The sequence below is a fragment of the Salinicoccus jeotgali genome, from assembly GCF_055379195.1.
Genome location: NZ_AP043830.1, coordinates 264,162 through 289,711, shown reverse-complemented (window position 1 = coordinate 289,711; position 25,550 = coordinate 264,162). Strand labels below are relative to the sequence as shown.

Sequence of the window (25,550 nt, the reverse complement as noted above, 5' to 3'; positions counted from 1 at the left end):
GAATGCCCCTTGGACATTCAAAACCGGATAGAAGCAATGCGTTTGCGTAGTAAACCATACACGGTTTTCTTCATTTGAATAAGTCATCGATCGATTAGTATTCGTCCGCTCAATGTGTCGCCACACTTACACGCCGAACCTATCTACCTCATCATCTCTGAGGGATCTAATGGGGAAATCTCATCTTGAGGGGGGCTTCATGCTTAGATGCTTTCAGCACTTATCCCGACCATACATAGCTACCCAGCGATGCCGTTGGCACGACAACTGGTACACCAGTGGTATGTCCATCCCGGTCCTCTCGTACTAAGGACAGCGCCTCTCAAATTTCCTACGCCCACGACGGATAGGGACCGAACTGTCTCACGACGTTCTGAACCCAGCTCGCGTACCGCTTTAATGGGCGAACAGCCCAACCCTTGGGACCGACTACAGCCCCAGGATGCGATGAGCCGACATCGAGGTGCCAAACCTCCCCGTCGATGTGAACTCTTGGGGGAGATAAGCCTGTTATCCCCGGGGTAGCTTTTATCCGTTGAGCGATGGCCCTTCCATGCGGAACCACCGGATCACTAAGTCCGTCTTTCGACCCTGCTCGACGTGTCTGTCTCGCAGTCAAGCTCCCTTATACCTTTACACTCTATGAATGATTTCCAACCATTCTGAGGGAACCTTTGAGCGCCTCCGTTACTCTTTAGGAGGCGACCGCCCCAGTCAAACTGTCCACCTGACACTGTCTCCCACCCGGATTACGGGTGCGGGTTAGAATCTCAACATCACCAGGGTGGTATCCCACCAGTGCCTCCACGTAGACTGGCGTCCACGCATCAACGGCTCCCACCTATCCTGTACAAGTGAGGTCGAGGTTCAATATCAGGCTACAGTAAAGCTCCACGGGGTCTTTCCGTCCTGTCGCGGGTAACCTGCATCTTCACAGGTACTATGATTTCACCGAGCCTCTCGTTGAGACAGTGCCCAAATCGTTACGCCTTTCGTGCGGGTCAGAACTTACCTGACAAGGAATTTCGCTACCTTAGGACCGTTATAGTTACGGCCGCCGTTTACTGGGGCTTCGATTCGCACCTTCGCTTACGCTGAGCGCTCCTCTTAACCTTCCAGCACCGGGCAGGCGTCAGCCCCTATACGTCACCTTTCGGTTTGGCAGAGACCTGTGTTTTTGATAAACAGTCGCTTGGGCCTATTCACTGCGGCTCATTTTCATGAGCACCCCTTCTCCCGAAGTTACGGGGTCATTTTGCCGAGTTCCTTAACGAGAGTTCGCTCGCTCACCTTAGAATTCTCTTCCCAACTACCTGTGTCGGTTTGCGGTACGGGCGGTAATGTATTCACTAGCGGGTTTTCTTGGCAGTGTGAACCCACAGCTTCGCCTACTATTTTCGGCTCCCCATCACATCTCGTCGTTACACAGGGCGGATTTGCCTACCCTGACGACTCGATGCTTGGACGTGCACTTCCTTCCGCACGCTCTGCTTCTCCTCCTGCGTCACCACATCGCTCAAACACACATCACCGGTACAGGAATTTCTACCTGTTATCCATCGCCTACGCAGTTTCGCCTCGGCTTAGGTCCCGACTAACCCAGAGCGGACGAGCCTTCCTCTGGAAACCTTAGTCGTTCGGTGGACGGGATTCTCACCCGTCTTTCGCTACTCACACCGGCATTCTCACTTCCGATCGCTCCACATGTCCTCACGATCATGCTTCTGTGCAATCGGAACGCTCTCCTACCATCAATATAATTGATCCACAGTTTCGGTAATATGTTTAGCCCCGGTACATTTTCGGCGCAGCGTCACTTGACTAGTGAGCTATTACGCACTCTTTAAATGATGGCTGCTTCTAAGCCAACATGCTAGTTGTCTGTGCAACGCCACATCCTTTTCCACTCAACATATATTTTGGGACCTTAACTGGTGGTCTGGGCTGTTTCCCTCTCGACAACGGACCTTATCACCCGCTGTCTGACTCCCGTGCATCACATAGGTGGCATTCGGAGTTTGTCTGAATTCGGTAACCCGGGATGGGCCCCTCGTCCAAACAGTGCTCTACCTCCACGATGCTAACACGAGGCTATACCTAAATATATTTCGGAGAGAACCAGCTATCTCCAGGTTCGATTGGAATTTCTCCGCTACCCACACCTCATCCGGTCACTTTTCAACGTAAGTCGGTTCGGCCCTCCATCCAGTGTTACCTGGACTTCAGCCTGGACATGGGTAGATCACCTGGTTTCGGGTCTGCAACCCCATACTAGACGCCCTATTCAGACTCGCTTTCGCTACGGCTCCACATTCGCTGCTTAACCTCGCATGCAATCACAACTCGCCGGTTCATTCTACAAAAGGCACGCCATCACCCATTAACGGGCTCTGACTACTTGTAAGCACACGGTTTCAGGTTCTATTTCACTCCCCTTCCGGGGTGCTTTTCACCTTTCCCTCACGGTACTGGTTCACTATCGGTCACCAAGAAGTATTTAGCCTTGGGAGATGGTCCTCCCAGTTTCCGACGGAATTTCTCGTGTTCCGCCGTACTCAGGATACACCGCCACAGATCAAAACTTCGCATACGGGACTGTTACCCCCTATGGTGCGACTTTCCAGTCGCTTCTGCTCGCTTCAATCTGCTTTTTCGGTGTCCTACAACCCCAGTCAAAGACTGGTTTGGGCTCTTCCCGTTTCGCTCGCCGCTACTCAGGGAATCGATTTTTCTTTCTCTTCCTCCGGGTACTAAGATGTTTCAGTTCCCCGGGTCTACCTCTCTCAGGCTATGTATTCACCTGAAAGTCGCACTAATGTGCGGGGTTCCCCCATTCGGAAATCTTTGGTTCAACGCTTACTTACAGCTCCCCAAAGCATATCGGTGTTGGTTCCGTCCTTCATCGGCTCTTGGTGCCAAGGCATCCACCGTGCGCCCTTCATTACTTAATCGCAATGAATTTGTGAGTGTGTCTTGCGACACAACGCGTGTTTTTATGAACTCTTCAGTTCTCGGTTTCTACGCTTGATTTCGGTTAAAATCATTTTTCGCATTGCTTCTATACGGTTTTCAATGTGCAAGGGTTGAATCGTCAATGAAGACCATTCAAAACTGAATACAATATGTCAATCGTTAATCCCGCCGTCCCAAAGGGACGTTCCGTTATATTCCTTAGAAAGGAGGTGATCCAGCCGCACCTTCCGATACGGCTACCTTGTTACGACTTCACCCCAGTCATCGGTCCCACCTTCGACGGCTGCCTCCATAAAGGTTGGCCCACCGGCTTCAGGTGTTACCGACTTCCGTGGTGTGACGGGCGGTGTGTACAAGACCCGGGAACGTATTCACCGTGGCATTCTGATCCACGATTACTAGCGATTCCAGCTTCATGGAGTCGAGTTGCAGACTCCAATCCGAACTGAGAACAGTTTTATGGGATTCGCTTGGCCTCGCGGCGTAGCTGCCCTTTGTAACCTGTCCATTGTAGCACGTGTGTAGCCCAAATCATAAGGGGCATGATGATTTGACGTCATCCCCACCTTCCTCCGGTTTGTCACCGGCAGTCTCACTAGAGTGCCCAACTGAATGCTGGCAACTAATGATAAGGGTTGCGCTCGTTGCGGGACTTAACCCAACATCTCACGACACGAGCTGACGACAACCATGCACCACCTGTCACTCTGCCCCGAAGGGAAGCCATGTCTCCATGGCGGTCAGAGGATGTCAAGATTTGGTAAGGTTCTTCGCGTTGCTTCGAATTAAACCACATGCTCCACCGCTTGTGCGGGTCCCCGTCAATTCCTTTGAGTTTCAGCCTTGCGGCCGTACTCCCCAGGCGGAGTGCTTAATGCGTTTGCTGCAGCACTAAGGGGCGGAAACCCCCTAACACTTAGCACTCATCGTTTACGGCGTGGACTACCAGGGTATCTAATCCTGTTTGATCCCCACGCTTTCGCACATCAGCGTCAGTTGCAGACCAGAGAGCCGCCTTCGCCACTGGTGTTCCTCCATATCTCTGCGCATTTCACCGCTACACATGGAATTCCACTCTCCTCTTCTGCACTCAAGTTCGCCAGTTTCCAATGACCCTCCCCGGTTGAGCCGGGGGCTTTCACATCAGACTTAACGAACCGCCTACGCGCGCTTTACGCCCAATAATTCCGGATAACGCTTGCCACCTACGTATTACCGCGGCTGCTGGCACGTAGTTAGCCGTGGCTTTCTGGTCAGGTACCGTCACCCGATGGACAGTTACTCCCACCGGCGTTCTTCCCTGACAACAGAGTTTTACGAGCCGAAACCCTTCTTCACTCACGCGGCGTTGCTCCGTCAGACTTGCGTCCATTGCGGAAGATTCCCTACTGCTGCCTCCCGTAGGAGTCTGGGCCGTGTCTCAGTCCCAGTGTGGCCGATCACCCTCTCAGGTCGGCTACGCATCGTCGCCTTGGTGGGCCCTTACCCCACCAACTAGCTAATGCGCCGCAGGCCCATCCATCAGTGGCAGTCAAAGACCGCCTTTCAACTTATCCCCCTGCGGGAATAAGGATTATCCGGTATTAGCCACGGTTTCCCGCGGTTATCCCAGTCTGATGGGTAGGTTGCCTACGTGTTACTCACCCGTCCGCCACTCGCAGACCCCAGAGCAAGCTCCGGGGCTGCGCGTTCGACTTGCATGTATTAGGCACGCCGCCAGCGTTCATCCTGAGCCAGGATCAAACTCTCCATAATTGGAGTGCTCTGACTCGTTGCGGTTTTACTTGTCGCCCAAGTTGAATGGTAAAACCATCCAGTTTTATTGGAATTAACGTTGACATATTGTCATTCAGTTTTCAATGTTCTCTCGTTGACTGCTTTACTATCGTAGCATTTGACTTACTCATTTGCAATCTTTATTTTTCTTTTCCAAGATTGCTCTTGTAGATTTCAAATACTTGCCTGCTGTTTTCAGCGACTTCTCTACTATAACATCTTACCGTTTCGCTTGCAACCTTTTTTTATTTTTATTTTAAGTTGCTTGCTGCTGGTAAGCTGCCGTCTGTTTTCAGCGACTTTTATATCATAACAAGGTCTCTTTAGAGTGTCAACGGTGCGCAGCTTTTTTATCGTGCATTGTTACACCAATTGAAAAGGCAGTGCTATGCACCGCCTTTATCATTTCTTCTTGGATGTATTCTGTCTCGTCTTATTCTTGTACTTCATCTTATTGTTTACTTTAACCTGGCCAGCTTCTTTTTGTTTCTGGCGCTCATCGCTCTGTGCCATTGCTCTTCTCTTTTCTTCGTTGCGTTCTGCCTTTGTGACCCTACCGCGTTCACGTTTTTCCTGCTCTGACGCTTCAATATACTTAGGTAACATTATAAGTTGGAATGCATTTACTGCCACCAACGTAAAGATTGAACGATAGATCCAAGCTGTATCTTCTACGTTCAGGAAAGGAATCAGGGCAATCGAAGTCATGAATACCATATAGAAGAGTGACGGTATGAAAACTTGTGTGCCGCGCGCATCGCGGTCTTTCCACCACGCGACTATAAAGCCGGCAATGACTACAATGATCGGAATCCATATATAGTCGATTACATCACCCGCTTCTTTGCCAAAGCGGTAAAATCTAACATAGAAAAGATCGAATACTGCATAGATTACCAATAACAATTGTATATATGGCCATAGCTTCCTGAAAAGCCCCATACCTAATGGATGAATGAACAGATAGATGAAGAATGCCACTTGACTTACTGTAGCAATCAACAACCCATACCCAAGAAACCAAATCAGGCCAGCAAGAAATTCACCAAATTGCCCTACAAAAAGATATCGCGTTACATTCTCATACTCTGTAACCATGCTCACCAGAGCTGTAATGATCATACCGAGGAGCAGTGTCCTGAAATAGAACCTCACAAGATACTTAGATGTCATACTATAATCCCCCGGCTATTTACTTTCATCAATTACATTTTCTGCAATCTCACGATAGATCTTTCCTATCTGATGATCTGCCCCGTAGACTGAAGGCGCAAAATCTTCTTTGTCCCATTTAGGTTGGCCGAGAGGCAACTGGCCAAGCAGTGGCACACTTAGTTCATCAGCAAGTTTCTGTCCACCGCCCTGTCCAAAAACATATTCCTTCTCTTCTGTAAGTTCACTCTCAAAGTAACTCATGTTTTCTATGACACCAATGATATCATGATCAGTATGCTGTGCCATTGCACCTGCCCGGGCAGCGACGAATGCGGCTGTCGGATGTGGTGTGGTTACTATTATTTCCTTACTGTGCGGCAACAGCTGATGGACATCAAGTGCTACATCTCCAGTACCAGGAGGTAGATCCAGGAGAAGATAGTCAAGGTCTCCCCAATCGACTTCATTAAAGAAACTGCTGATCATCTTGCCGAGCATAGGACCTCTCCAGATCACCGGTGTGTTCTCTTCGACAAAAAATGCCATGGAAATAACCTTTACCCCGTATCTTTCAACAGGAATGATTGTTTTATCCTTAATTCCAGGTTTTTCGGTAATGCCCATCATATCAGGCACACTAAATCCGTATATGTCCGCATCTATGAGTCCGACTTTCTTACCTTTCTCCGCCAATGAGACCGCCAAATTGACTGCTACCGTCGATTTACCGACCCCACCTTTTCCGGAGGCGATAGAAATGAACGCTGTATCATTATCTTTGAAGCGATTTTCCACTTCACTGCCCGAAGTGCCTCTATGGCGTTCGATTGTCTCTTCATCCAGTTCATCGAACCTGAGGCCTACTGTATCTGCGCCTGCTTCTTTTACTGCATTTACGATTTTCATCTGCAGATCAAGCTGCTCCTGACCACCGAGGCGGCCGATTGCCACTTTTACACTTACATGATTTTTTTCCTCTTTGATGCTGATTTCCTGGATGCCCTCTGTTTCAGATATAGGTACATTCAAGATTGGATCATTTATGTTGCCGACGATTTCTTCCACTTGCTCTCTAGTAAGCATTTAAAAATTCTCCTTTACGCCTTATGGTTAATACATCCATGATAACACAACATATTCTATTTATAATGAAAAAAACCAAACACTTTATGGCCGAAGTGTTTGGTTACTTTACTCATATTTAGTTGACGCTAATGCATATTACTCTTTTTCATTTACTTTATTTTCGAATTTCTCAAGCTGTTTTTGAGCAAACGGTTTACCACCCATACCAAAGCTTATTGCGAAAGCAACAGCTACAGCGCCAAGGATGATCAAGAATGCCAGATTTACGATGCTTTGTGCGAAATTCAATTGATCAAGCGTCATGAAGACCGCGACAATTATAATTAGATATTTAGCAATCTCGCCAATAAAAGCATTGCCTGTACTCTTAGTTATTACAGTAGAAAGTAAATTACCTCCAACAAATCCTAGAGTCAATATAATGAGGGCTGATACGACAAGTGGAATATAGGCGATAATTGCTGTTCCAATCGTATTGAAGACTTCCAAGTTCAATACTGTCAACGCCTGTACAACGAAGAACAGGCCTACTAGTACTGATATGACTACACCGGAAGCTTGTGGAATGTCAATTCCTTCTTTTGTCTTGTCGCCAAAGTTTACGTATGAATTGAATCTGCTCATATTTAAGCCCTGGAGTAGATTTGTAACCAATCTACCTAGAATCTTAGCCAAGTACAGCCCCAATACTATCAGAACCGCAGCAACAAGCAGTTTCGGAATGAAATTAAGCACTGCAGTCATCATTTCCTTAATTGGAGCCGATACCGACTGCATATTCAATGCGTCGAAAACTGGTGGCAGGAACAAGATAAATACTAGAAAGTATGCCAGCTTCCCAAGTGTAGTGATGAGGCCTTCTGATTCTTTTTTAGCTTCGTCCGGACTGCTCAACTCTTTTTTCTGCAGCCATTTATCGAAGCCAACTGCCTTCAAACCTTTTACAATAATGTTTTTAAGTACTACCGCGATAATCCAAGCTAACAGTAAAAGTAAAAGTGCACTGATCAAGTTAGGTATAAAAGCGATGATCTTGTCTAATACTGACATTAGCTGATCTCCTACGTTACCCAAAAAATTACCTCCTTAAAATGTATTATGGTTAGCTATTACCCCGTTTTATGGCACCCAAACACATTTTTCCATTTTATTTCAAAACTAAAATATTATATTTGGGGTTAACTATCCTCATATTGGCTATAAAGAGAGTATTACAATAGAGAGGAACGGGATCATAAATGAACTTAACAATCATGCAATATTTCGAATGGCATCTCCCCGATGACGGCGAACATTGGAACCGTCTCAAGGATGACGCCCAAAGAATAAAGGATAAAGGCTTTGATGCCGTATGGCTGCCACCACCCACTAAAGCGGATAGTACGACAGATCCAGGGTATGCAGTCTATGATGTGTACGACCTTGGTGAATTTGATCAGAAAGGAGACGTCCGCACCAAATATGGTACGCGTGAACAACTCGAAGCGGCGATAGCAGCATGTAAGGAGGCCGATCTACTGGTCTATATCGATCTTGTGATGAACCATAAGGCTGCCGGAGATGAAACTGAAACATTCAAAGTCATCGAAGTGGATCAGGAAGATCGGGAAAAGGATATTTCTGAGCCTTTTGATATAGAAGGGTATACACGGTTCTTCTTCCCCGGAAGAGATGGAAAATACAGTGACTTCGTTTGGAATTTCAACCATTTCAGTGGAGTCGACTATGATGCACGAGAAGACCGGACAGGGATTTTCCGTATCTTGGGTGACTACAAGGATTGGAACAGTAATGTTGATGACGAATATGGTAATTTCGACTACCTCATGTTCTCAGACATCGATTACGATCATCCTGATGTCAAAGAAGAGATGATCGGTTGGGGCAGATGGCTCACTGATACTTTGAACGTCGATGGATTCAGGTTGGATGCCGTCAAGCATATCGACAGTACATTTATCGCAGAGTTTATAGAAGCGCTGGAAGCACATGCTGATCGTGACTTATATTTCTTCGGAGAGTTCTGGAATCCAGATGTAGAAGCAAAAGAAGGATTTTTGAAGGATGTGGAATTCGATATAGATCTTTTCGATGTCAAATTGCACTATAATCTTTTTGAAGCTGCAAATGAATATGAAGGCTATGATCTCACCCAGATATTCGACGGCACACTTGTGCAAGAAGATCCTTGGAACACCGTCACCTTCGTAGACAATCATGATACGCAGCCTGGAGAATCTCTTGAGTCATTTATTGATGACTGGTTTAAACAGTCCGCCTATGCACTCATTCTTCTGAGGGAGGATGGATTTCCTTGCGTATTCTACGGAGATTACTATGGAATGGATGGTGAAGAGGGGGTGGGAGAATTGATCGATCCTCTTCTATACGCCAGACATAACAAGGCGCTTGGAGAACAACAAGATTACTTCGACCACCCCAATACAATAGGCTGGGTGCGTTTTGGAGAAGATGAAGTCGAAAATTCCGGATGCGCCGTCCTCATTTCAAATGGTGTGGAAGAAGGGGTCAAAAAAATGTATGTGGGCGACAAGCATAGCGGTGAGGAATGGGTTGACGTTACAGAAAACAGGGAGGATGTCGTTAACATCGATGAAGAAGGCAATGGGGAATTCTTCGTCGATAGTCAGAGCATCAGTGTATACGCTCTTCCAGACGCATAATATATAATTAATCAAAGGGGATAAGCCATGGAGAAATTAATAGAATCAGTGACAGCCATTTCATCGTTCCTTTGGGGATACCCGATTATCATAATGTTGTTTTTCACTAGCGTCTACTTAACTTTCAGGTTGAAGTTCTTTCAGTTTGTCTATCCTTTCTATATTTTCAGGCAGACTTTTGGAAGCATCGGCAAAAAACCGCGGGGAAGAGGGACTGTCACACCTTTCCAGACACTTACCACAGCCCTATCTTCAACGATCGGCGCTGCGAATATCGTAGGTGTGCCGGTGGCAATAATGCTTGGCGGCCCGGGTGCCGTTTTCTGGATGTGGGTCATCGCCGTGTTCGGCATGGCATTAAAATTTGGAGAAACTGCACTCGGTGTACACTATAGGGAGAAAAATAAAGCAGGCGAATATGTTGGGGGCCCCACTTATTATATGAAAAATGGCATAAAATGGCCCATGATCGGTAAGTTTCTGGCAGCATGGTATGCCACCTTCCTATTAATTGAGTTGATACCAAGCATCATGGTGCAGAGTAATTCCGTCGCCAGTACGATAGCTGAGTCCTTCTCATTCAACCCACTGGCAACCGGCGTCATTATAGCCATTGCCGTCGGCGTCGTTGTCTTTGGTGGTGTGAAACGCATCGGCAAAGTGTCTTCTTACCTCGTCCCTTTCATGGCCTTGTTTTATATTCTGGCAGGGGTCATCATTCTTATTTTGAATGCCTCGGCCGTTCCTGCAGCCTTTAGATTGATTTTCACCGAAGCCTTCAATCCGACAGCGGCTCTTGGCGGCGGAGCTGGTGCGGTACTCGCTGAAACAATACGGTGGGGCTTCGCACGCGGCATCTACAGCAATGAAGCGGGGTTAGGTACTTCTCCAATTGCACATGCCGCTGCCCAGACAGATCATCCGATTCGTCAAGCTTTTTGGGCCGTGATCCAAATTCTGGTTGATACCCTGATTATTTGTACAGTTACAGCGTTGGTCGTCCTAACGACGGGTGTATGGCAACAGAGTGATGCACATAAGGAAAGTGTCAGGGAAGCTTTGACGACCCGGGCCTTCGAAGAATCTTTTGGACCGATCGGAAGTTATGTAGTATCGATAGCCTTGGTTATATTTGTCTTCTCGACCATAACGGTAGTCGTTTTTTATGGCGCACGGCAAGCAGAGTACCTCTTCGGCCTATGGGCCGGCACAGTCATGAAGAGTATCTACGTCATTTCGATCGTCGTTGGGGCGGTAGGGGGAGCAACTGCCTTATGGGCCTTCCTTGATCTCACTTTGTTCTTCGTAGTATTACCGAATATCATCGCCATAATACTACTTTCTCCAAAGATCATCGAATTGAAGAAAGAATTCTTCAACGATCCAAAGTACTATCAGAAAGATGTGGGAGATGGACGAGTTTGATTAAACGCAGTCCGTTCTGCACATATTAAAAAATACCCTTCAGTGGTTCTGTATTCTCAGAACCACTGAAGGGTATTTCATATTTTTGATTTTAGAATATGTTCGCCTAATAAGCTGGGGCTTAGTCCCGTGTATGATTATATTTCATGTCTTCATTCAATTGTGCCGGACTGCTATCCTCTATACCTAGCTTAGCCAAGGTCACACCCTCCTGGAAATAGTCACGTTCCAAAAGGACCCCTGCCAGCGTGATGACCGAGTCCATTACTGGTGTTTGAACCCCAACCATCTTTCCGATGCTTGCCCACAGTACTAACCCGTTGGATACATCTTCTGTGACATAACGATTGTCAAGTTCTATAGGCCCCTTTATATCTTTCAAAACCTTAGAATGGTTGTACTGTTCATCTAAGGTAAGCCCATCTTCAAAATACCCGCTTCTGAGGCTTCTTTCTGATTTCGAAAGTGCATCAAAACCAAGTGCTCTGCAGATCTCCTGACGCTCTTCATCGATTTTGTGTACCACATTCACAGTATGCTTGGTGATTCCTTCTTTGTAGAGATAGAAATCATCCCCAGCATAATCGATCCTCCCGGCATTCAGTATGGAGGGGCCTGGATGGCTCTCAGGGTTACCGTTGTTTAAGGTTGTTTCCAGTATATTTTCAGCGGGCTCGAGGTAGTCGTACATGCGATGGAATACCTCGAGCATTTCCTCGGTATGTCTCGCTGGATATGCGGCGAAGAGGTTATATTTGTTATAGGCAATGAGCTGCGCCTCATTTTTCTCAGATGAATAGCGTGAAGCGTAGGTCAACGACATCGTCTCGCCTACTTTCACATCCACGTCAGCCTTCATATTATGCAGCACACGCCTAAAACGAAGGCTGGACATTGCACTTGCGCCATTAATCAGTATATACTGCCCGTCCTCAATATAAGGTGCGATCGTTTCGCCAACCGGTTCAATTGCAACAGAAGGGACAGTAAGCATTATTACATCTTGACCCTTGACGGCTACTTCCGCTTCGCGTGTAAATTTATGGAGTGAGATTGGTTTTCCATTGAATGAAATTGCTCCACTCTCCTCAATTTGACTCAAATCCTTCTTTGATTGCGGCGACTGAAAAAGTGTCACCTGGTGACCCTTCTCAGTCATATCAGCGGCCGCAGTGATTCCACCATTGCCGGCACCAAAAATCCCTATTTTCAAACCCATCAAATCCCTCCTTCTATGGTTGTCCATCGTAGACGACTTCGCCGTCGACGATTGTTTTTATTACTTTTGTGGTCAATAATTCCTCAGGCGGCATCTGCATGACGTCACGCTCAAATATCGCAAAGTCAGCGTAATAGCCTGCATCGATCAACCCCGCCCTGTCACCTTTATAGATGATTGCAGCAGCATCATGCGTATACATTTTAAATGCTTCATACCGGCTGATGCATTCACTTTCATTGTAGACCTTGCTCTCCCCACGACGTGTTACAAGTGTATGGATCCCATGCATCGGATCGGCTGCTTCGATAGGGGCATCAGACGATCCCCCGAGTATCAAGCCATGATCGAGCATTGTCTTGAATGGATAAAGGTATTCAAGACGCGCTTTCCCAAGATATCTCTCGACCCAGGGCATGTCCGACGTCAGAAAGGTCGGTTGTACATCGCATATGATACTCAGTTTAGCCATCCTCTCAAGCAATGCTGGGTTCAGCAGGCTTGTGTGGATCAATCTGTCGTGTTTACCTTCAGGAGCCGGATGTTTTTCGATGGCGTCCACCACCATCTCACACGCTCTATCTCCTATGACATGCACTGCTACTGCATCTTTATTACATCGGGCCTTCAGAATGAGCGATTCCAGATCTTCCTGGGAGTGGATCTGCAGTCCATGCTCAGCCGTGCCTTCATAAGGGTCTTTAACAAGAGCGGTTTTACCACCAAAAGCGCCATCCATGAAAAGTTTCATGGCATCAGGTTCAATCCAGTCTTTTAGGTAATCCGGCTCATCTGTAACCATGTCATCGTAAACCTGTTCGTGCCGAAGCAGATTGACCCGGATCTTTTTACCCTCAGGCCCTACCGTCTTGAGATATGCCCCATGGGGCACTTGATAAGGACCGTGATAGGACATATCCTCTGTATGGACATTGGTGATGCCATACGAATGGAGATGATCGACTGCTGTTGATATGTCATCGCTTATTGAGTCGATATCATCTTCCACCGTCTCCGCTCTGACCTTCTCAAAAGCCTTATCATAGACCCACCCTGTCAATTCCCCGTCCGCATCCCTTTCGAAATATCCACCTTCCGGATCCTCTGTCGTACTATCAAGGCCGAGATGCGACATCACTTCCGTGTTGATCAATCCGGCGTGATGGCACACACGGGTGATCAGTGTTGGTTTATGGGTCAGCATATCCAACTCTTCGCGCTTCATTTTATATTGATCAGGAAAATTATTCTCATCATAGCCCAAAATGATATTCCATTTGTCCTTCGAATCAAATTCTGAGATCAATTTTTTCATCATATTCATATCATTGACTTCATTGAGTGTGAGTGATTTTAATTTTTTCCCCAACATGACAAGGTGCATGTGTGTGTCGGTCAATCCCGGCAGCATTGTAGCACCTTCCAGATCTACCAGGTTATCTGTTTCATGTTGGAATTCCGAGAAACTCCCTGTCCCTTGAATAGTCCCATCCTCTACAAGGACAGACTCCACCCTATCTTCCGGACGCTTCATCGTATATATATTCCCATTATAATATAATGTCTTCATTCATTACCTCCAGAAAAAATGCCTCATATATACATTATATATGAAGCATTCATCATTATCTTACAAAATGGTTGAATTAATCATCCTGGCTCAGTTCTTCACTGCGGTTAGCTGCCGCATTTAATGTTGTCATCAAGATGCTCTTAATTCCTTCACCATCTAAAGCGTCCAATCCCGCTTCAGTCGTTCCCCGCTTTGAAGTGATATTCTTCCTTAGTTGACTGAACGACAGATCGGAATCCTCCACCATTTTACCAGCGCCGATAACAAGGTTTGTCGTCAGGAACATGGCTTCGTTTTCATCGAATCCAAGCTCCATGAGACTCTCTGCATACTTCTCATAAATATAATATAGGAAGGCCGATCCCGAACCTGTTGCAGCAGTAATGTTATGCATTGCATCTTCTTCCACTACCACGGTCGTGCCAAAACTCTCCATCAATTCCACAAGCTCATCCTTATCCGGAAAGTTTTCGGAGTAGCTGATACCGCTGACGGAATGCTGAACCATCGCATTAGTGTTCGGCATCAACCTAGCTATTGGATTGTCACTTTTAAGTTCTCTTCTGATTGTTTTAATCTGGGTGCCTGCCATAACGGAAATAATCTTCGTCGCTTCTTCCAGGTATGGGCGCAGCCTCTTGGCTACATCAGGAAAACTTTGCGGCTTGCTCGCTAAGATGACATAATCTGCATTCTTCAACAGCTCTGAATCATCATAAGAGATATTGACTCCCAGTTTATCTTGAAAGAATTTTATTTTCTCTTTCTGACTTTTGCTCGTCAAATATATATCTTCTGGTTTTACCACTTTATTTTCAATCATCCCTATAAAGATGGCACTCGCCATATTACCCGCACCATAAAATACGATTTTCATAAGATCAGCTCCATTTTTGATTTTACGGACAGTAACAATCATAACAAACTGAAACGAATATTTAAAATGGCACTCTAATCAAGGTTGGATATAGAAAACAATGCCAACATAGTGTAGAAAACTCGCTATTATGATGAAGAAATGCCATATCATATGGAAATACCGACGTGTCTTCTGTGCGTAAAACCAAGCTCCCACCGTGTAGCTCACGCCTCCCAATGTAATCATAAATAAAAATACCCAATCTGTATTCGCTAATATTCTCGGGAAGAAGATGACTGCCATCCATCCCATGATGAGATAGACCGTCAGACTCACCCTGTTGCTCACTTTTGGACTCAGCACTTTATATAAAATGCCTAATACTGCCACCGTCCATTGGATAATCAGGGTCACTGTGCCCCAAGTGCCGCCGATCACTGACAGGGCAATGGGTGTATAAGTGCCTGCAATAGCAACAAATATAAAGCTATGATCAAGCAGACGCATGGTATATTTATGTTTCGTATTATGAGCCATGGCATGATAAAGAGTAGAAGTCAGGAACATGGAGAAGATGCTGATGACATAGATGGAGCCACCCACAGCATGCATCACGCCACCATTCTCATACATATAGACTGCCGTAAAGGGCAACAGCAATATAAATATGATGGCTGCTACACCGTGGCTGACGCTATTGCCGACTTCTTCTCCGAAAGACAGTGGGACCATGTGTTTCAATGAATCCACGACTCTGCCCCTCATATCGTGCTGTTTTCTGTATAAAGGGCCGCGTGTACCTGTATGCTTTAAAAACATTATATCAAGCCTTCATCCATCAAGTCCCGCCTAGCTGTTTCGACACTGTCTTTCCCCATCTTGTTTTTAAGTGGCGAAAATTCACCCTTCCGACCGACTTGTAGTGTCATATGAGTTTTTGCAAACTGGAACGCATCAAAATAAAATTTTTCGAATTTAAGGGCCTCCGCCTTAATGATCTTCAAATCATCATCGAGATGCTCCAATTTTTTCAATGCAAGATGATAGGGCATTTTTACGTCAGCTACCTTTTCAAGAAACTCGATATTGAAAACATGTATACCGATATTCCCATTCCTGAAGTTTTCCTCTTGACCCTCAGGCAATTCAGTATATTCAACTACGCTCTTCTGATCTTCCAGTAGGCACAAACGTCCAACACTTTCACCCGCCACCGGTTCTATCGACTTGGATGTCACTTCATTGTCATTTTGAATATGGAGTCCGACAAGTAGCGGATCCGCCACCTTGACCACTACATTATCAACGTTGTTCATGAATACATGCCTGATACCCAACTCTTTCATATGCTCCAACATACCTGAATCCTTCAGCGCATTGAATATCCCTCCATTGCCGTTTGGGGTCATCAATATATTCTTGTCAGCATCAAGCAGCAGTTCCCCATCTTTTGATAACGCCGGGAAATGTTCCTGTTTAAAGAAATGGATATTGTCTGCGTCCAAATCAAAATGATTGTGCGTGGAGAAGAACTGCTTAGTTTCTTCATGGTTGATGTCGCTCGTCATGATGAACCATGGTACAGACACATTCACTTCTTCCTGGAACGCTTTGAGTTGTTTTGCCTGCAATTCGAATAAGGAATGGCCATCAAATGAGAATGTACCTTTCGGTCCTTTGTGCTCAAGACGGGTCCCTTGACCGCCTGCCATCAGCAGTACACCCACCTGACCGTCCGCCATTGCATCAAGCGTCATTTCATGCAACATATGTTCATCCAGTTCTTCAGGTGTAGTATAAGGAATTTCAGCGATGCTTCTCATATCAACTAGTGTCGGATTTCGGTAGACATCATCAAACACTTCCTTGATTTCATTCATATCAAGTGTTTGGAATTGATGTTCCACTTCTTCCTGTTCATTTCTTTCCAGTTTGTCGTATTGGGGTATCATTGTCTTTATCATCATTATCCTCCACAAATCATTTTCTTAATTATAATGTATATCTATGGAACTGTAAAAATATAAAAAATGATGACGGTAGTCCGCATCCTTAAAATCTAATTCAGTCATCAGATTCAATATTCGTCAAAAGTCTCTTTGAGTATATAGTAGGACGATTTCAACCGTTCCTTCGAATCCGGCATATCCCAGGCCTTCCATTTATACATGGCCTGAAGGGAAAGCATCTTTTCCTGAAGTCGTGGTAGACCATCGATAATCCTATCATCTTCTATCGCCACTACTCCGACCTTTATCCCTTTAATTGTCTGCGAAGCATCAAGCCCTTCTTCTACAATGTTTCCGATGAACTTGTGCTGACTCGGGTCGCGTGCCCCGATCAGCTGCCAAGGCAGGCGTACTTCGACTATACCGTCGCTGCGGTTCCAGTTATAATCTGCCAAAGCATCGTAGGCTTCTGCTTCAGGATTGCCATTCCCTTCCCGCAACTTTCCAGTTTCATGTGATTCAAAAGGCAAAGTCTCCCCTCGATCGGGCAGATGATATTCCTTGTTGAGCGCGAGCTTGATTGTGTTGAATACTCCGGAGTCGACTGAAGGCTTTTCTCCGCCCTCAATCATGTTCAGTGTATGTCCATATTGGAAATTGAAGAAATCATAATAATCATCCACTACAACCCTAGAAGTCCCTTCATTCAGTTTGACGAGAAAATCCACACCCGAATCAGCTTTCAATCCTTGATTGAGGTCGGTGTTCCCTTGCCCCGGCACAACATCCAAAGCAACTTCAATCTGTCCCTTCATTTCTGGAGCGTGCTCAATTTTCAAGTAAAGATAGCGTTCGTCGTGGTCCATAGCCAACGACTGCAGCTGTCCGTCCCCCTTATAAAGAGAGTCGTTGGACCAATCCGAAGGTTTACCATCCACTTTGATCTTATGCGTATCAAAACTCAAGAGCCCAAATTGCTGTTCGTTAGTCTGAGCGTTGGACCAGAATGGACGTCGGTCCGGATCGTCATAATCCATGGTATTCCATGTCCTCTTAAACCATTCATCCTGCCATGTAAAGATCAAACCTCCCATCATATCCGCATGCATGATATCTTCAAAAAGTCGGGCAACGATCTCTCCTTGCTCTTTTTCGGAATGAAAACCCTGGTTCAGGCCGAATGGGTTACGGTGGGTCAGCCCCCTGGAAGCCGGCACACCAAATTCAGCGACAAGTATGAGCAATCGATGTCGCTCTTTCATTTCATCCAGGTAACCGGCGTAATTATTGTACTCACCCCGATGATCTTTAAAATTAACGTATTTCTCATCATAGTTAAGAAAGTCTGGATAATAAGGATAAATGTGGTAGGAGGCATACTGCCCCACATTCTCCATAAGCCCCTTGGTATAAATGACATTTGGATCGACACTGACTTTATCTTCCATATCAGAAGAGTCCGAAGGATGATCTAAAATGTCGGTCGTCACCCAGTTTGTAAAGCTCATTGGACGTGCTGTACCATAATTGCCATTTTCATAACTTGTAATGAAGTCCATCTTCTTAGCAAGCCAATGTTCGAACGGGGACGCCCCATCTGTAGAATAGAATTCACCATCATAGTCGCCAATATCCTGATGTTTTTCATTGGTTCCGATTACAAAAGGCGGGTACCATTCGACTCCCATTACCCAGCCGATCACATACGGTGAAATATCTTTTCTATAGTTCCCAGAGGCCTTGCCTGGTTCTTCTTCGATTTCACCGTTTCCATGGACTGCATCCACAACATTTTTGATGTCCTGATCAAACTCTTCGTTCAATTCGGTCTTATAGGCATCTTTCCCTTCATGCATCTTTTTTTCGTCTGCCCAGAGCCCATGCATGATATATAGTGGCCTATTCTCGTTCTTCTTATTATACCGATGTAACGCATTATAGAAAGCGGGAGGATGCAACGTATATACCCGTATTGTGTTTGCACCCATTTCACCAATCTGTTCAAACCAGCGGGCATACTCCTCTTCTTCAATTGCTGCTTCTCCTGGGAAGTAGCCAGGTTTGGCCATGCCCATATTAACTCCTTTTATGGTGATTTCCTCCCATCCTTCTGGAGTGTTGATTTCGAAACGATCATCTGAGACCCGCGCAGGTTGCATTTCATGCTCCTCCTTCTCCTTATTGAAACTTAAACTGTATGCAACAGTAACTCCAATCACAACCAGCAGAAGTATAACCAGGTATTTTTTCATTACCTTGAATCCCTCCCTAGTCCCTTTCTCTCCATCTGTCCCCACACTTGCTTCTTCCTTATGAAATTTAATAGTCCTTCCATCCTCCATATCAAGGTTAGTGGGCGATACCAAAATGTCTCTGTAAGGGCGAGTAGCACTAGAGAAAGCGTATACCGCGGCCTGGAATAACTATCGGTGCTCCATGCCTCGACGAGCAAAGAAAATATCGAGAATATTGAACCATACAGAATGAATGTCAACATCAGAAGCACTGCCATTTCCGTATATAAAGCATCACCGAATAACGCAATGACGATATATATGTATCCTGTGATTTCAACTATCGCTCCGAATGTTTCGAATAGCCAGAAATAAGGCAGAGCGATTAACCCTATCCGTCCATATTTTGGGTTCAAGGTCATATGTTTATGACGCCATAAACTTTCAATCAGCCCCTGACTCCATCTGCGCCGCTGCCGCCTCAGCACTTTAAATGTTGTCGGGGCCTCGGTCCAGCATACTGGTTCAGGAACAAACTCTATCCTCTCACCAGTTTTTTTCTCTCTCAGCAATTCATGGACCTTGATTACAAGTTCCATATCTTCTCCCATGACCCCAGAGGTGTAGCCGCCTGCTTCTACCACGCGTTGCTTCGAAAATACACTGAATGCACCGGAAATGATGAGCACCATATTGAATCTGCTCAGAAATATGCGCCCCAACATGAATGCTCTCAAGTATTCAATGATCTGCATCTGAATCAAAGGTCGTCTCATAAATTGGCGTTGGACAATTGAGCCTAAATGGATATCGTTGCCGTTTGCAATGCGGACATTCCCTCCTGCTGCGACCACCTCACCATCTGAAGTGATGATTGGCCGCATCACTTTGAGAAGTGAATTTTCATCCAGTATGGAATCACCATCAATGGAACAGAAGTAGGGATATCTAGATAAATTGATCCCCGCATTCAGGGCATCCGCTTTTCCGCCGTTGACTTTACAGATCATAGATATCTTCGGATGGACCCGTGATTGGAAGATGCTCTTGATTGGCTGCGTTTCAAGTGGTTTATCCTTCTCCTTATACACTTTCTGCATATCGAAGGCATCGATAACCACTTGGGCTGTTTCATCGAGCGAACCATCATCAATTATGATGATTTCAGACTCCGGATACCTCAAGTTAATTAAGGAATGGATTGATTCTATGATCCCGGAGGCTTCATTATACGCTGGGACCAGGATCGAGACCGGTTTAGTGAATATGTTCATATTGAATTCCTCTTCCAGAAATTCTGCATCCAGATTTTTCTGCCTGACTAAAGAGCGGTAGGCAGAGAAAATCATGATCATATAAGAGAAGATGAGTAGAGCCATATAAAGAATTATGGCCCACCCCAATACAATACCCGCTTCATTCAACTCCATCTTTATAACCCCCTCCATCAAGCGGTACGGACCAACTTTTCAACTGTGTCTTAAAATGGCCCAGTGATTCTTCAGATGCTTTTTTCACCCATTCATTCGCATCATCCATACCTTTGACTAAGAGAGGTATCATCTCTCTCCCGACAAGGGGTGAGAGTCTCATGATAAGCATGCGTTCCTCCCATGTACCGGAATCTTTAAAGTTCATGTATCTTTCCTTCTGATAGATCATGCCAATTGTTTTAATCGCTTTAAGGACCCTTATCCTTATCTCTGCTTCTTTAGAATCCAAAAGGGATTCGAGCCATATGATTGAATCTTTGGTAGGTATATATGAAGTTCTGGCTATCAAAGAATATCTGGCTGTATCAGACATCTTTCCGAAGTGCTGCCTAAGTATTCCTGTCTGTTCATCATCAAGTTTATTGAATATCTTTTTATATTCGTATTCTGAAAGATCTTTCCTCATGAAAAAGGTTTCTATAAATCTTGTCATGTCAAAAATGGAAAGGTATGTAAAATACAAAAAGTATTCAAAACGTGATAACCGCATGATCTTTCTACGGGTATACAATCCGCTGAAACCTGGCACCCTGAACTGGATGATTTTATTCAATGTATTCACACGTTTTGCCCATATGCCGTGTTTTAACAGACGATGATACTCTGTTGCAAAGTATACAGAGGCAAATGCTTGGATTCTTTTATCTATTTCCTCTGAATGTCCATTATTCAAAAAGATGAAAAATATTTTCTCAACTGCTTCAATCTCATACTTTTTTAAAGGCGTTATCTGTTTCAGTTCATCCCCGTAAAACAGATGATTGAACCAGTGATCGAGATTATTGGTAATATATAATGCCGTTTTTTTGAATCTTTTTTCGTTTTTGCCAACCACGGTATATAAGAAGTAGCGTCATTGAGATGACTAGTGACGAGAACAAACCTATAGTCACAAGCATAATCTGAATCTCTAGTTCCATATTTTCTCCCCTTTATCAAGCAGCCTATTTACTTTTGCTTGAAACACCTTAAGGTTGAAAGGTTTTATGAAATATCCATCTACTCCAGAATTCAGCGCATATACCATCTCTTCTTCGGTATTGGAGCGGGTCATGAAGTAGATGGTGCTTTTAGAATCATCTTTTCGAATCCTTTTGGCAATTTCTGTACCATTTTTTTTAGGGAGCACATCATTGATGATGAATATGCAATAGATGCCTTTATATTCATAGTGTTCGAGAAATTCATGACCATTTTCATAGCCATGTACCAATACGCTTTCGAATGCTTCATAATCTTCCAATGTACGTAAAAGTATTCTTAAGAAGACCGGGTCAGGTTCAACGATGTGAATCTCAACTGGATGTTCGGACATTTCTTCACTTCCTTATTATTATATTTTTAATCATACATTAAATTACAAATGTTATAAATTTTTTAATTCACGTGTCTATCGTTATCATTAATTAAAGATTATTTTACAAATACTATGATAGACTTATGTATATACTGAAAAATTGCATGTGGAGAACGATACTTCAATAGCTGGATTCAATCACTGTGGTCGAGCTTTGAGCTAGGGCGGAGGTATATAAAATGATCATGGATATGTTCATACTTTTTTGTATGTTGATTACTTTCATATACATTTATTTTCAGCTTAAATGGAGGCTATTAAGCTTTTTACGGAAAAAAAGTTCTAAAGCATTATACGGAGGATCTATGAGCGGCATGTTCGCCATTATCCTAAATTATTATGCAGTAGTAGCACATGGTGAAGTTTTTTTCAGCTTAAGCATGGTGGTTCTGGTACTTTCCTTCGTGTTTACGGGAAGAGGTGCATACGCCATCGGCAGCCTTATCTTTATGATATGGATTGGCTTCTCGCCGCTGGCCATACCCACAATCTCACTCCCTGATCTACTGCGTCTGTTCTCTGCCCTCTTCCTACTCGATTTTCTTCTGCAGAACAGACAGAGGTACTTCAAATTGTTTTTATTCACACTTGTGCTCAACCTTGAATATTTGTCTTCTCTTTTATGGACCGGACCGGCCTTCGACAGAACATTGATCAGTTCATTTTATTATCTGTGCCTCTCATTTCTCAGTATAACCGTAGGAGCGTCGGTCATCAATTACATGATCCGTTCTGAAAATCTTTTACAAAAATACGAAATGGAAGCTTCCACTGACGGACTTACCGGAGTCTACAACCGGCGGATCTTTGATGAACAAATGAATAGACTAAGTGGGACGAGAAATGCCGCAATGATCTTGATTGATATTGACCACTTTAAATCCTTCAATGATAATTATGGACACGCTGAAGGTGATAGAATCCTAAAAGCAGTGACTCATGAATTATCCTCCCTCGTCAGTGAAGGACTTATGGCACGTATAGGAGGAGAAGAATTTGCCGTAATACTTAATGATTACACAATGGCGCAAGCTGCACAACTCGCCGAAATCTTCAGATCAGCGATCGAAGATAGTACTTTCACTACACTCGACGGTACAGTAATCAAGGTGACCATATCTCTTGGAGTTGCTGTATATCCGGACCAGGTGGATAGTGTAGAGGAATTGTACCCAAAAGCCGACGAACATCTTTATAAGGCTAAAGCAATGGGACGCAATCAAGTCTGCTGCGACCTCCTTTAGCTGATAAACCCCAATGGCCTCTGATTGAGCAACGCAATCAAAAAAACTCCCTAGAAGGGAGTTTTATCCGGTGATGACTTGTCTTACAAGTTCAATATTCACTTTGTTACTGCCAATTTTATAATCCTTGAGAATTTTGGCTTCAACCTCTGACACATCTTCTGTATTGCTGTGGATGACAGCAAGTGTTTCGCCAACTTCTACAGGATCGCCAACCTTTTTCTTAAGCACAAGGCCTACAGCCAGATCAATAACATCTTCCTTGGTCTGGCGCCCAGCTCCAAGCATTGCCGATGCAATACCGATTTCTTCAGCCCTGATTTCTTCCACGAAGCCACTCTCTTTTGACTTAACCTCATATTGATAATCCGCTTTAGGCAGCCGCGATACATCGTCGACTACAGTCGGATCGCCACCTTGATTCTTCAAGAAGGTTTTAAATTTCTCAAGCGCCTGTCCATCATCAATGACCGCCTGGAGCTTTTCTTTTGCTTCAACCAAGCTTTCTGCAGCTCCCCCAAGGACTGCCATCTGTGCACCGAGTTCCAAGCATAGTCTGGTCAGGTCTTCAGGTCCTTCACCTTTAAGTGTTTCAATGGCCTCTTTGACTTCCAGGGCGTTGCCGATGGCATAACCAAGTGGCTCTGACATGCTTGATATGATCGCCATTGTATTACGGCCTACGTTATTGCCGATTGATACCATTGCTTCCGCAAGTGCGACGGCGTCTTCCTCATGCTTCATGAAGGCGCCATCCCCTGTTTTAACGTCAAGGACGATTGCGTCAGCGCCCGAAGCAATCTTCTTACTCATGATTGAGCTTGCAATCAGGGGAATCGAATTGACTGTCGCCGTGACATCACGTAATGCATAGATTTTTTTATCTGCTGGGGTCAAGTTGCCGGATTGGCCTATGACCGCCACTTTGTCACGATTGACGATGTCTGTGAATTCCTTGTCTGTAATCTCGACGTGGAATCCTTCTACCGCCTCAAGTTTGTCGATTGTTCCGCCTGTATGGCCAAGTCCACGCCCACTCATTTTGGCTACAGGCACATCTAGGGCCGCCACTAGCGGTGCCAGAACGAGTGTCGTGGTATCTCCCACTCCACCTGTCGAATGCTTATCCACTTTAACGCCACTGATTGCTGAAAGATCGATTTCATCTCCGGATTTGACCATTGCCATTGTAAGTTCTGCCCGTTCTGTTTGGGTCATGTCATTAAAGAATACAGCCATCAGTAGGGCGGATGCCTGATAGTCCGGGATATCCCCTTTCGTATAGCCGTCTATAAAGTACTGGATCTCTTCTTTGGTAAGTTCTCCATTATCACGCTTTTTAGCAATTATATCGACCATTCTCATACATATCTTCCTTCCACACTATATAGTTTTATTTCCAACAGAGTGTCGGTCACGCGCCTCCATATAAAAATCTATCAATCTTTGGGAAGTCTTATCCCATGCAAAGTCCAGCGCTTCTTTTCTGGCATTCCTGCGCATCAAGTCAAGATGTTCTGGATCTTCAAGGACAGAAACCGCCTCGAGCATACTTTCAAGATTTTCATTCTCAAACAGCATGCCATTGACACCATGTTCAACTTGTTCATTAGTTGGTCCACTTTCGGCGGCAATGACAGGTAGACCTGAAGCCATCGATTCCAAAATGACAAGCCCAAGGGTTTCAGAAACTGATGGGAAGATAAAAGCATCTCCAGAAGCAAATGCCTTCGACAATTCTTCTCCATGGATGAAGCCGGTAAATACCGTATTTGTACCCTTAAAACGCTTTTCAATCTCTGCCCGTGCTGGACCGTCGCCGACCATAGCTAAGCTTATATCGGTACGCTTCTCAAGTAACGGCACCAATTTATGCAGTTCCTTTTCTATCGCTATCCTGCCGATGAATACTAGCAACTTATTAGATGGCTTTCCTCCGGTCAGCCATTCCCTCATCTTATCATCGCGAAACCGTGGATGCCGATGGTCCACGTCCACTCCACGTGGAATGACATCCAGACGCTTGATGCCTTGGGCATCAAGTTCCCTACGGATGGCCTGTGAGGTGACAAGATTCAAATCCGCATTTTTATGGTTGCGTTTGATATACCACCATAGAAGCGGTTTCGCCGGCTTATACGCTTTATAGAAATCCAGATACTTTGGCAGATGAGTGTGATAGGAGGAGACAAGCGGAATATCAAGTTTCTGTGCAGCCTTCACTGCACTTGTTGCGAGAAGGATTGGATTGACCGCGTGTACTACGTCAGGCTGGAATTTTTTCAATTCATGGTACACTTTACGAGAAGGGACCCCCCATTTACGGTATCTATAAAAAGGGAAAGTGATCGGTTTGATACCGATCACTTTTGCACCTTTATAGTCGTACACACCAAGGTCCGGCGCAATGACCAGAACTTCGTGTCCTTCCCGTATAAAGTAATCTATCGCTTTCGTCAATCTCGTCACTATCCCATCAGTCGATGGTAGAAATGTCTCCGTGACAATTGCTATCTTCATACG

At 45.0% G+C, this 25,550-nt stretch carries 17 protein-coding genes and 2 rRNA genes; 3 read left to right on the top strand and 16 right to left on the bottom strand.

Translation table 11 applies throughout. The features are described 5' to 3' along the window. Positions 1-74: 74 nt before the first annotated feature. From ACZ43I_RS01420 to ACZ43I_RS01400, 5 genes are all read right to left on the bottom strand, one after another. Positions 75-2,951 (bottom strand): 23S ribosomal RNA (locus ACZ43I_RS01420). Positions 2,952-3,175: 224 nt separating this feature from the next. Continuing rightward, a 16S ribosomal RNA gene (locus ACZ43I_RS01415) occupies positions 3,176-4,728 on the bottom strand. Together the 16S and 23S rRNA genes form the textbook arrangement of a ribosomal RNA operon. Before the next feature lie 423 nt (positions 4,729-5,151). Next, positions 5,152-5,922 (bottom strand): KinB-signaling pathway activation protein, encoded by a 771-nt coding sequence (locus ACZ43I_RS01410; protein WP_344703647.1) that lies wholly within the window; start codon positions 5,920-5,922, stop codon positions 5,152-5,154. Positions 5,923-5,937: 15 nt separating this feature from the next. Continuing rightward, on the bottom strand, positions 5,938-6,987 hold the full coding sequence (locus ACZ43I_RS01405) for an Mrp/NBP35 family ATP-binding protein (protein WP_344703645.1): 1,050 nt from the start codon (positions 6,985-6,987) through the stop codon (positions 5,938-5,940). A gap of 138 nt (positions 6,988-7,125) precedes the next feature. Beyond that, positions 7,126-8,040 (bottom strand): mechanosensitive ion channel, encoded by a 915-nt coding sequence (locus ACZ43I_RS01400; protein ID WP_464761676.1) that lies wholly within the window; start codon positions 8,038-8,040, stop codon positions 7,126-7,128. Positions 8,041-8,228: 188 nt separating this feature from the next. On the opposite strand from ACZ43I_RS01400, the gene ACZ43I_RS01395 reads away from it, so the two are divergent. Next, positions 8,229-9,674: an alpha-amylase gene (locus ACZ43I_RS01395; RefSeq protein WP_344703641.1), complete on the top strand. Its 1,446-nt coding sequence runs from the start codon at positions 8,229-8,231 to the stop codon at positions 9,672-9,674. A 27-nt stretch (positions 9,675-9,701) separates the two neighbouring features. After that, complete coding sequence (locus ACZ43I_RS01390) at positions 9,702-11,099, top strand: alanine/glycine:cation symporter family protein (protein ID WP_344703639.1); 1,398 nt, start codon at positions 9,702-9,704, stop codon at positions 11,097-11,099. Positions 11,100-11,220: 121 nt separating this feature from the next. Here ACZ43I_RS01390 and ACZ43I_RS01385 read toward each other — a convergent pair whose 3' ends face one another. The 9 genes from ACZ43I_RS01385 to ACZ43I_RS01345 form a co-directional block, all read right to left on the bottom strand. After that, on the bottom strand, positions 11,221-12,318 hold the full coding sequence (locus tag ACZ43I_RS01385; RefSeq protein WP_344703637.1) for an NAD/NADP octopine/nopaline dehydrogenase family protein: 1,098 nt from the start codon (positions 12,316-12,318) through the stop codon (positions 11,221-11,223). Between the two features lie 13 nt (positions 12,319-12,331). After that, positions 12,332-13,888 carry an amidohydrolase gene (locus ACZ43I_RS01380; protein WP_344703635.1) on the bottom strand — a complete coding sequence of 519 codons (1,557 nt, stop codon included), beginning with the start codon at positions 13,886-13,888 and terminating at the stop codon, positions 12,332-12,334. Between the two features lie 76 nt (positions 13,889-13,964). Continuing rightward, positions 13,965-14,768: a pyrroline-5-carboxylate reductase gene (proC, locus tag ACZ43I_RS01375; protein WP_344703633.1), complete on the bottom strand. Its 804-nt coding sequence runs from the start codon at positions 14,766-14,768 to the stop codon at positions 13,965-13,967. A gap of 78 nt (positions 14,769-14,846) precedes the next feature. Then, positions 14,847-15,515, bottom strand: coding sequence for a PAQR family membrane homeostasis protein TrhA (gene trhA / locus ACZ43I_RS01370; RefSeq protein WP_344703649.1), 669 nt, complete (start codon positions 15,513-15,515; stop codon positions 14,847-14,849). A 53-nt stretch (positions 15,516-15,568) separates the two neighbouring features. After that, positions 15,569-16,717, bottom strand: a complete 1,149-nt coding sequence (locus tag ACZ43I_RS01365) for a UTP--glucose-1-phosphate uridylyltransferase (protein ID WP_344703631.1) — start codon at positions 16,715-16,717, stop codon at positions 15,569-15,571. Between the two features lie 110 nt (positions 16,718-16,827). Continuing rightward, entirely contained in the window at positions 16,828-18,951 is a 2,124-nt protein-coding gene (locus tag ACZ43I_RS01360; RefSeq protein ID WP_344703629.1) for a hypothetical protein, read from the bottom strand. Further along, entirely contained in the window at positions 18,951-20,363 is a 1,413-nt protein-coding gene (locus ACZ43I_RS01355) for a glycosyltransferase family 2 protein (RefSeq protein ID WP_344703627.1), read from the bottom strand. Before ACZ43I_RS01355 ends, ACZ43I_RS01360 begins: the two co-directional genes overlap by 1 nt. Continuing rightward, positions 20,350-21,261: a hypothetical protein gene (locus ACZ43I_RS01350; protein ID WP_344703625.1), complete on the bottom strand. Its 912-nt coding sequence runs from the start codon at positions 21,259-21,261 to the stop codon at positions 20,350-20,352. The genes ACZ43I_RS01355 and ACZ43I_RS01350 overlap by 14 nt, the downstream gene beginning before the upstream one ends. A 75-nt stretch (positions 21,262-21,336) precedes the next feature. Continuing rightward, complete coding sequence (locus ACZ43I_RS01345) at positions 21,337-21,741, bottom strand: response regulator transcription factor (RefSeq protein ID WP_344703623.1); 405 nt, start codon at positions 21,739-21,741, stop codon at positions 21,337-21,339. A 356-nt stretch (positions 21,742-22,097) separates the two neighbouring features. Between ACZ43I_RS01345 and ACZ43I_RS01340 the strand changes: the two genes are divergently transcribed. Next, a complete protein-coding gene (locus ACZ43I_RS01340; protein WP_344703621.1) occupies positions 22,098-23,027 on the top strand; it encodes a GGDEF domain-containing protein in 930 nt (309 codons plus the stop codon). Between the two features lie 63 nt (positions 23,028-23,090). Here the strand turns inward: ACZ43I_RS01340 and ACZ43I_RS01335 are convergent, their stop codons facing one another. Both ACZ43I_RS01335 and ACZ43I_RS01330 read right to left on the bottom strand, forming a co-directional pair. Continuing rightward, positions 23,091-24,392 carry a pyrimidine-nucleoside phosphorylase gene (locus tag ACZ43I_RS01335; protein ID WP_344703619.1) on the bottom strand — a complete coding sequence of 434 codons (1,302 nt, stop codon included), beginning with the start codon at positions 24,390-24,392 and terminating at the stop codon, positions 23,091-23,093. Positions 24,393-24,410: 18 nt separating this feature from the next. Beyond that, on the bottom strand, positions 24,411-25,547 hold the full coding sequence (locus tag ACZ43I_RS01330) for a glycosyltransferase family 4 protein (RefSeq protein WP_344703617.1): 1,137 nt from the start codon (positions 25,545-25,547) through the stop codon (positions 24,411-24,413). Positions 25,548-25,550: the final 3 nt, after the last annotated feature.

Bases quoted from the DNA above. Each gene is read 5' to 3' on its own strand.
- ACZ43I_RS01410 (WP_344703647.1), bottom strand. From the start codon at position 5,922: ATGACATCTAAGTATCTTGTGAGGTTCTATTTCAGGACACTGCTCCTC.
- ACZ43I_RS01380 (WP_344703635.1), bottom strand. From the start codon at position 13,888: ATGAAGACATTATATTATAATGGGAATATATATACGATGAAGCGTCCG.
- ACZ43I_RS01385 (WP_344703637.1), bottom strand. From the start codon at position 12,318: ATGGGTTTGAAAATAGGGATTTTTGGTGCCGGCAATGGTGGAATCACT.
- ACZ43I_RS01365 (WP_344703631.1), bottom strand. From the start codon at position 16,717: ATGATGATAAAGACAATGATACCCCAATACGACAAACTGGAAAGAAAT.
- trhA (WP_344703649.1), bottom strand. From the start codon at position 15,515: ATGAGGGGCAGAGTCGTGGATTCATTGAAACACATGGTCCCACTGTCT.
- ACZ43I_RS01390 (WP_344703639.1), top strand. From the start codon at position 9,702: ATGGAGAAATTAATAGAATCAGTGACAGCCATTTCATCGTTCCTTTGG.
- ACZ43I_RS01355 (WP_344703627.1), bottom strand. From the start codon at position 20,363: ATGGAGTTGAATGAAGCGGGTATTGTATTGGGGTGGGCCATAATTCTT.
- ACZ43I_RS01345 (WP_344703623.1), bottom strand. From the start codon at position 21,741: ATGTCCGAACATCCAGTTGAGATTCACATCGTTGAACCTGACCCGGTC.
- ACZ43I_RS01395 (WP_344703641.1), top strand. From the start codon at position 8,229: ATGAACTTAACAATCATGCAATATTTCGAATGGCATCTCCCCGATGAC.
- proC (WP_344703633.1), bottom strand. From the start codon at position 14,768: ATGAAAATCGTATTTTATGGTGCGGGTAATATGGCGAGTGCCATCTTT.
- ACZ43I_RS01360 (WP_344703629.1), bottom strand. From the start codon at position 18,951: ATGAAAAAATACCTGGTTATACTTCTGCTGGTTGTGATTGGAGTTACT.
- ACZ43I_RS01340 (WP_344703621.1), top strand. From the start codon at position 22,098: ATGTTCGCCATTATCCTAAATTATTATGCAGTAGTAGCACATGGTGAA.
- ACZ43I_RS01400 (WP_464761676.1), bottom strand. From the start codon at position 8,040: ATGTCAGTATTAGACAAGATCATCGCTTTTATACCTAACTTGATCAGT.
- ACZ43I_RS01330 (WP_344703617.1), bottom strand. From the start codon at position 25,547: ATGAAGATAGCAATTGTCACGGAGACATTTCTACCATCGACTGATGGG.
- ACZ43I_RS01335 (WP_344703619.1), bottom strand. From the start codon at position 24,392: ATGAGAATGGTCGATATAATTGCTAAAAAGCGTGATAATGGAGAACTT.
- ACZ43I_RS01405 (WP_344703645.1), bottom strand. From the start codon at position 6,987: ATGCTTACTAGAGAGCAAGTGGAAGAAATCGTCGGCAACATAAATGAT.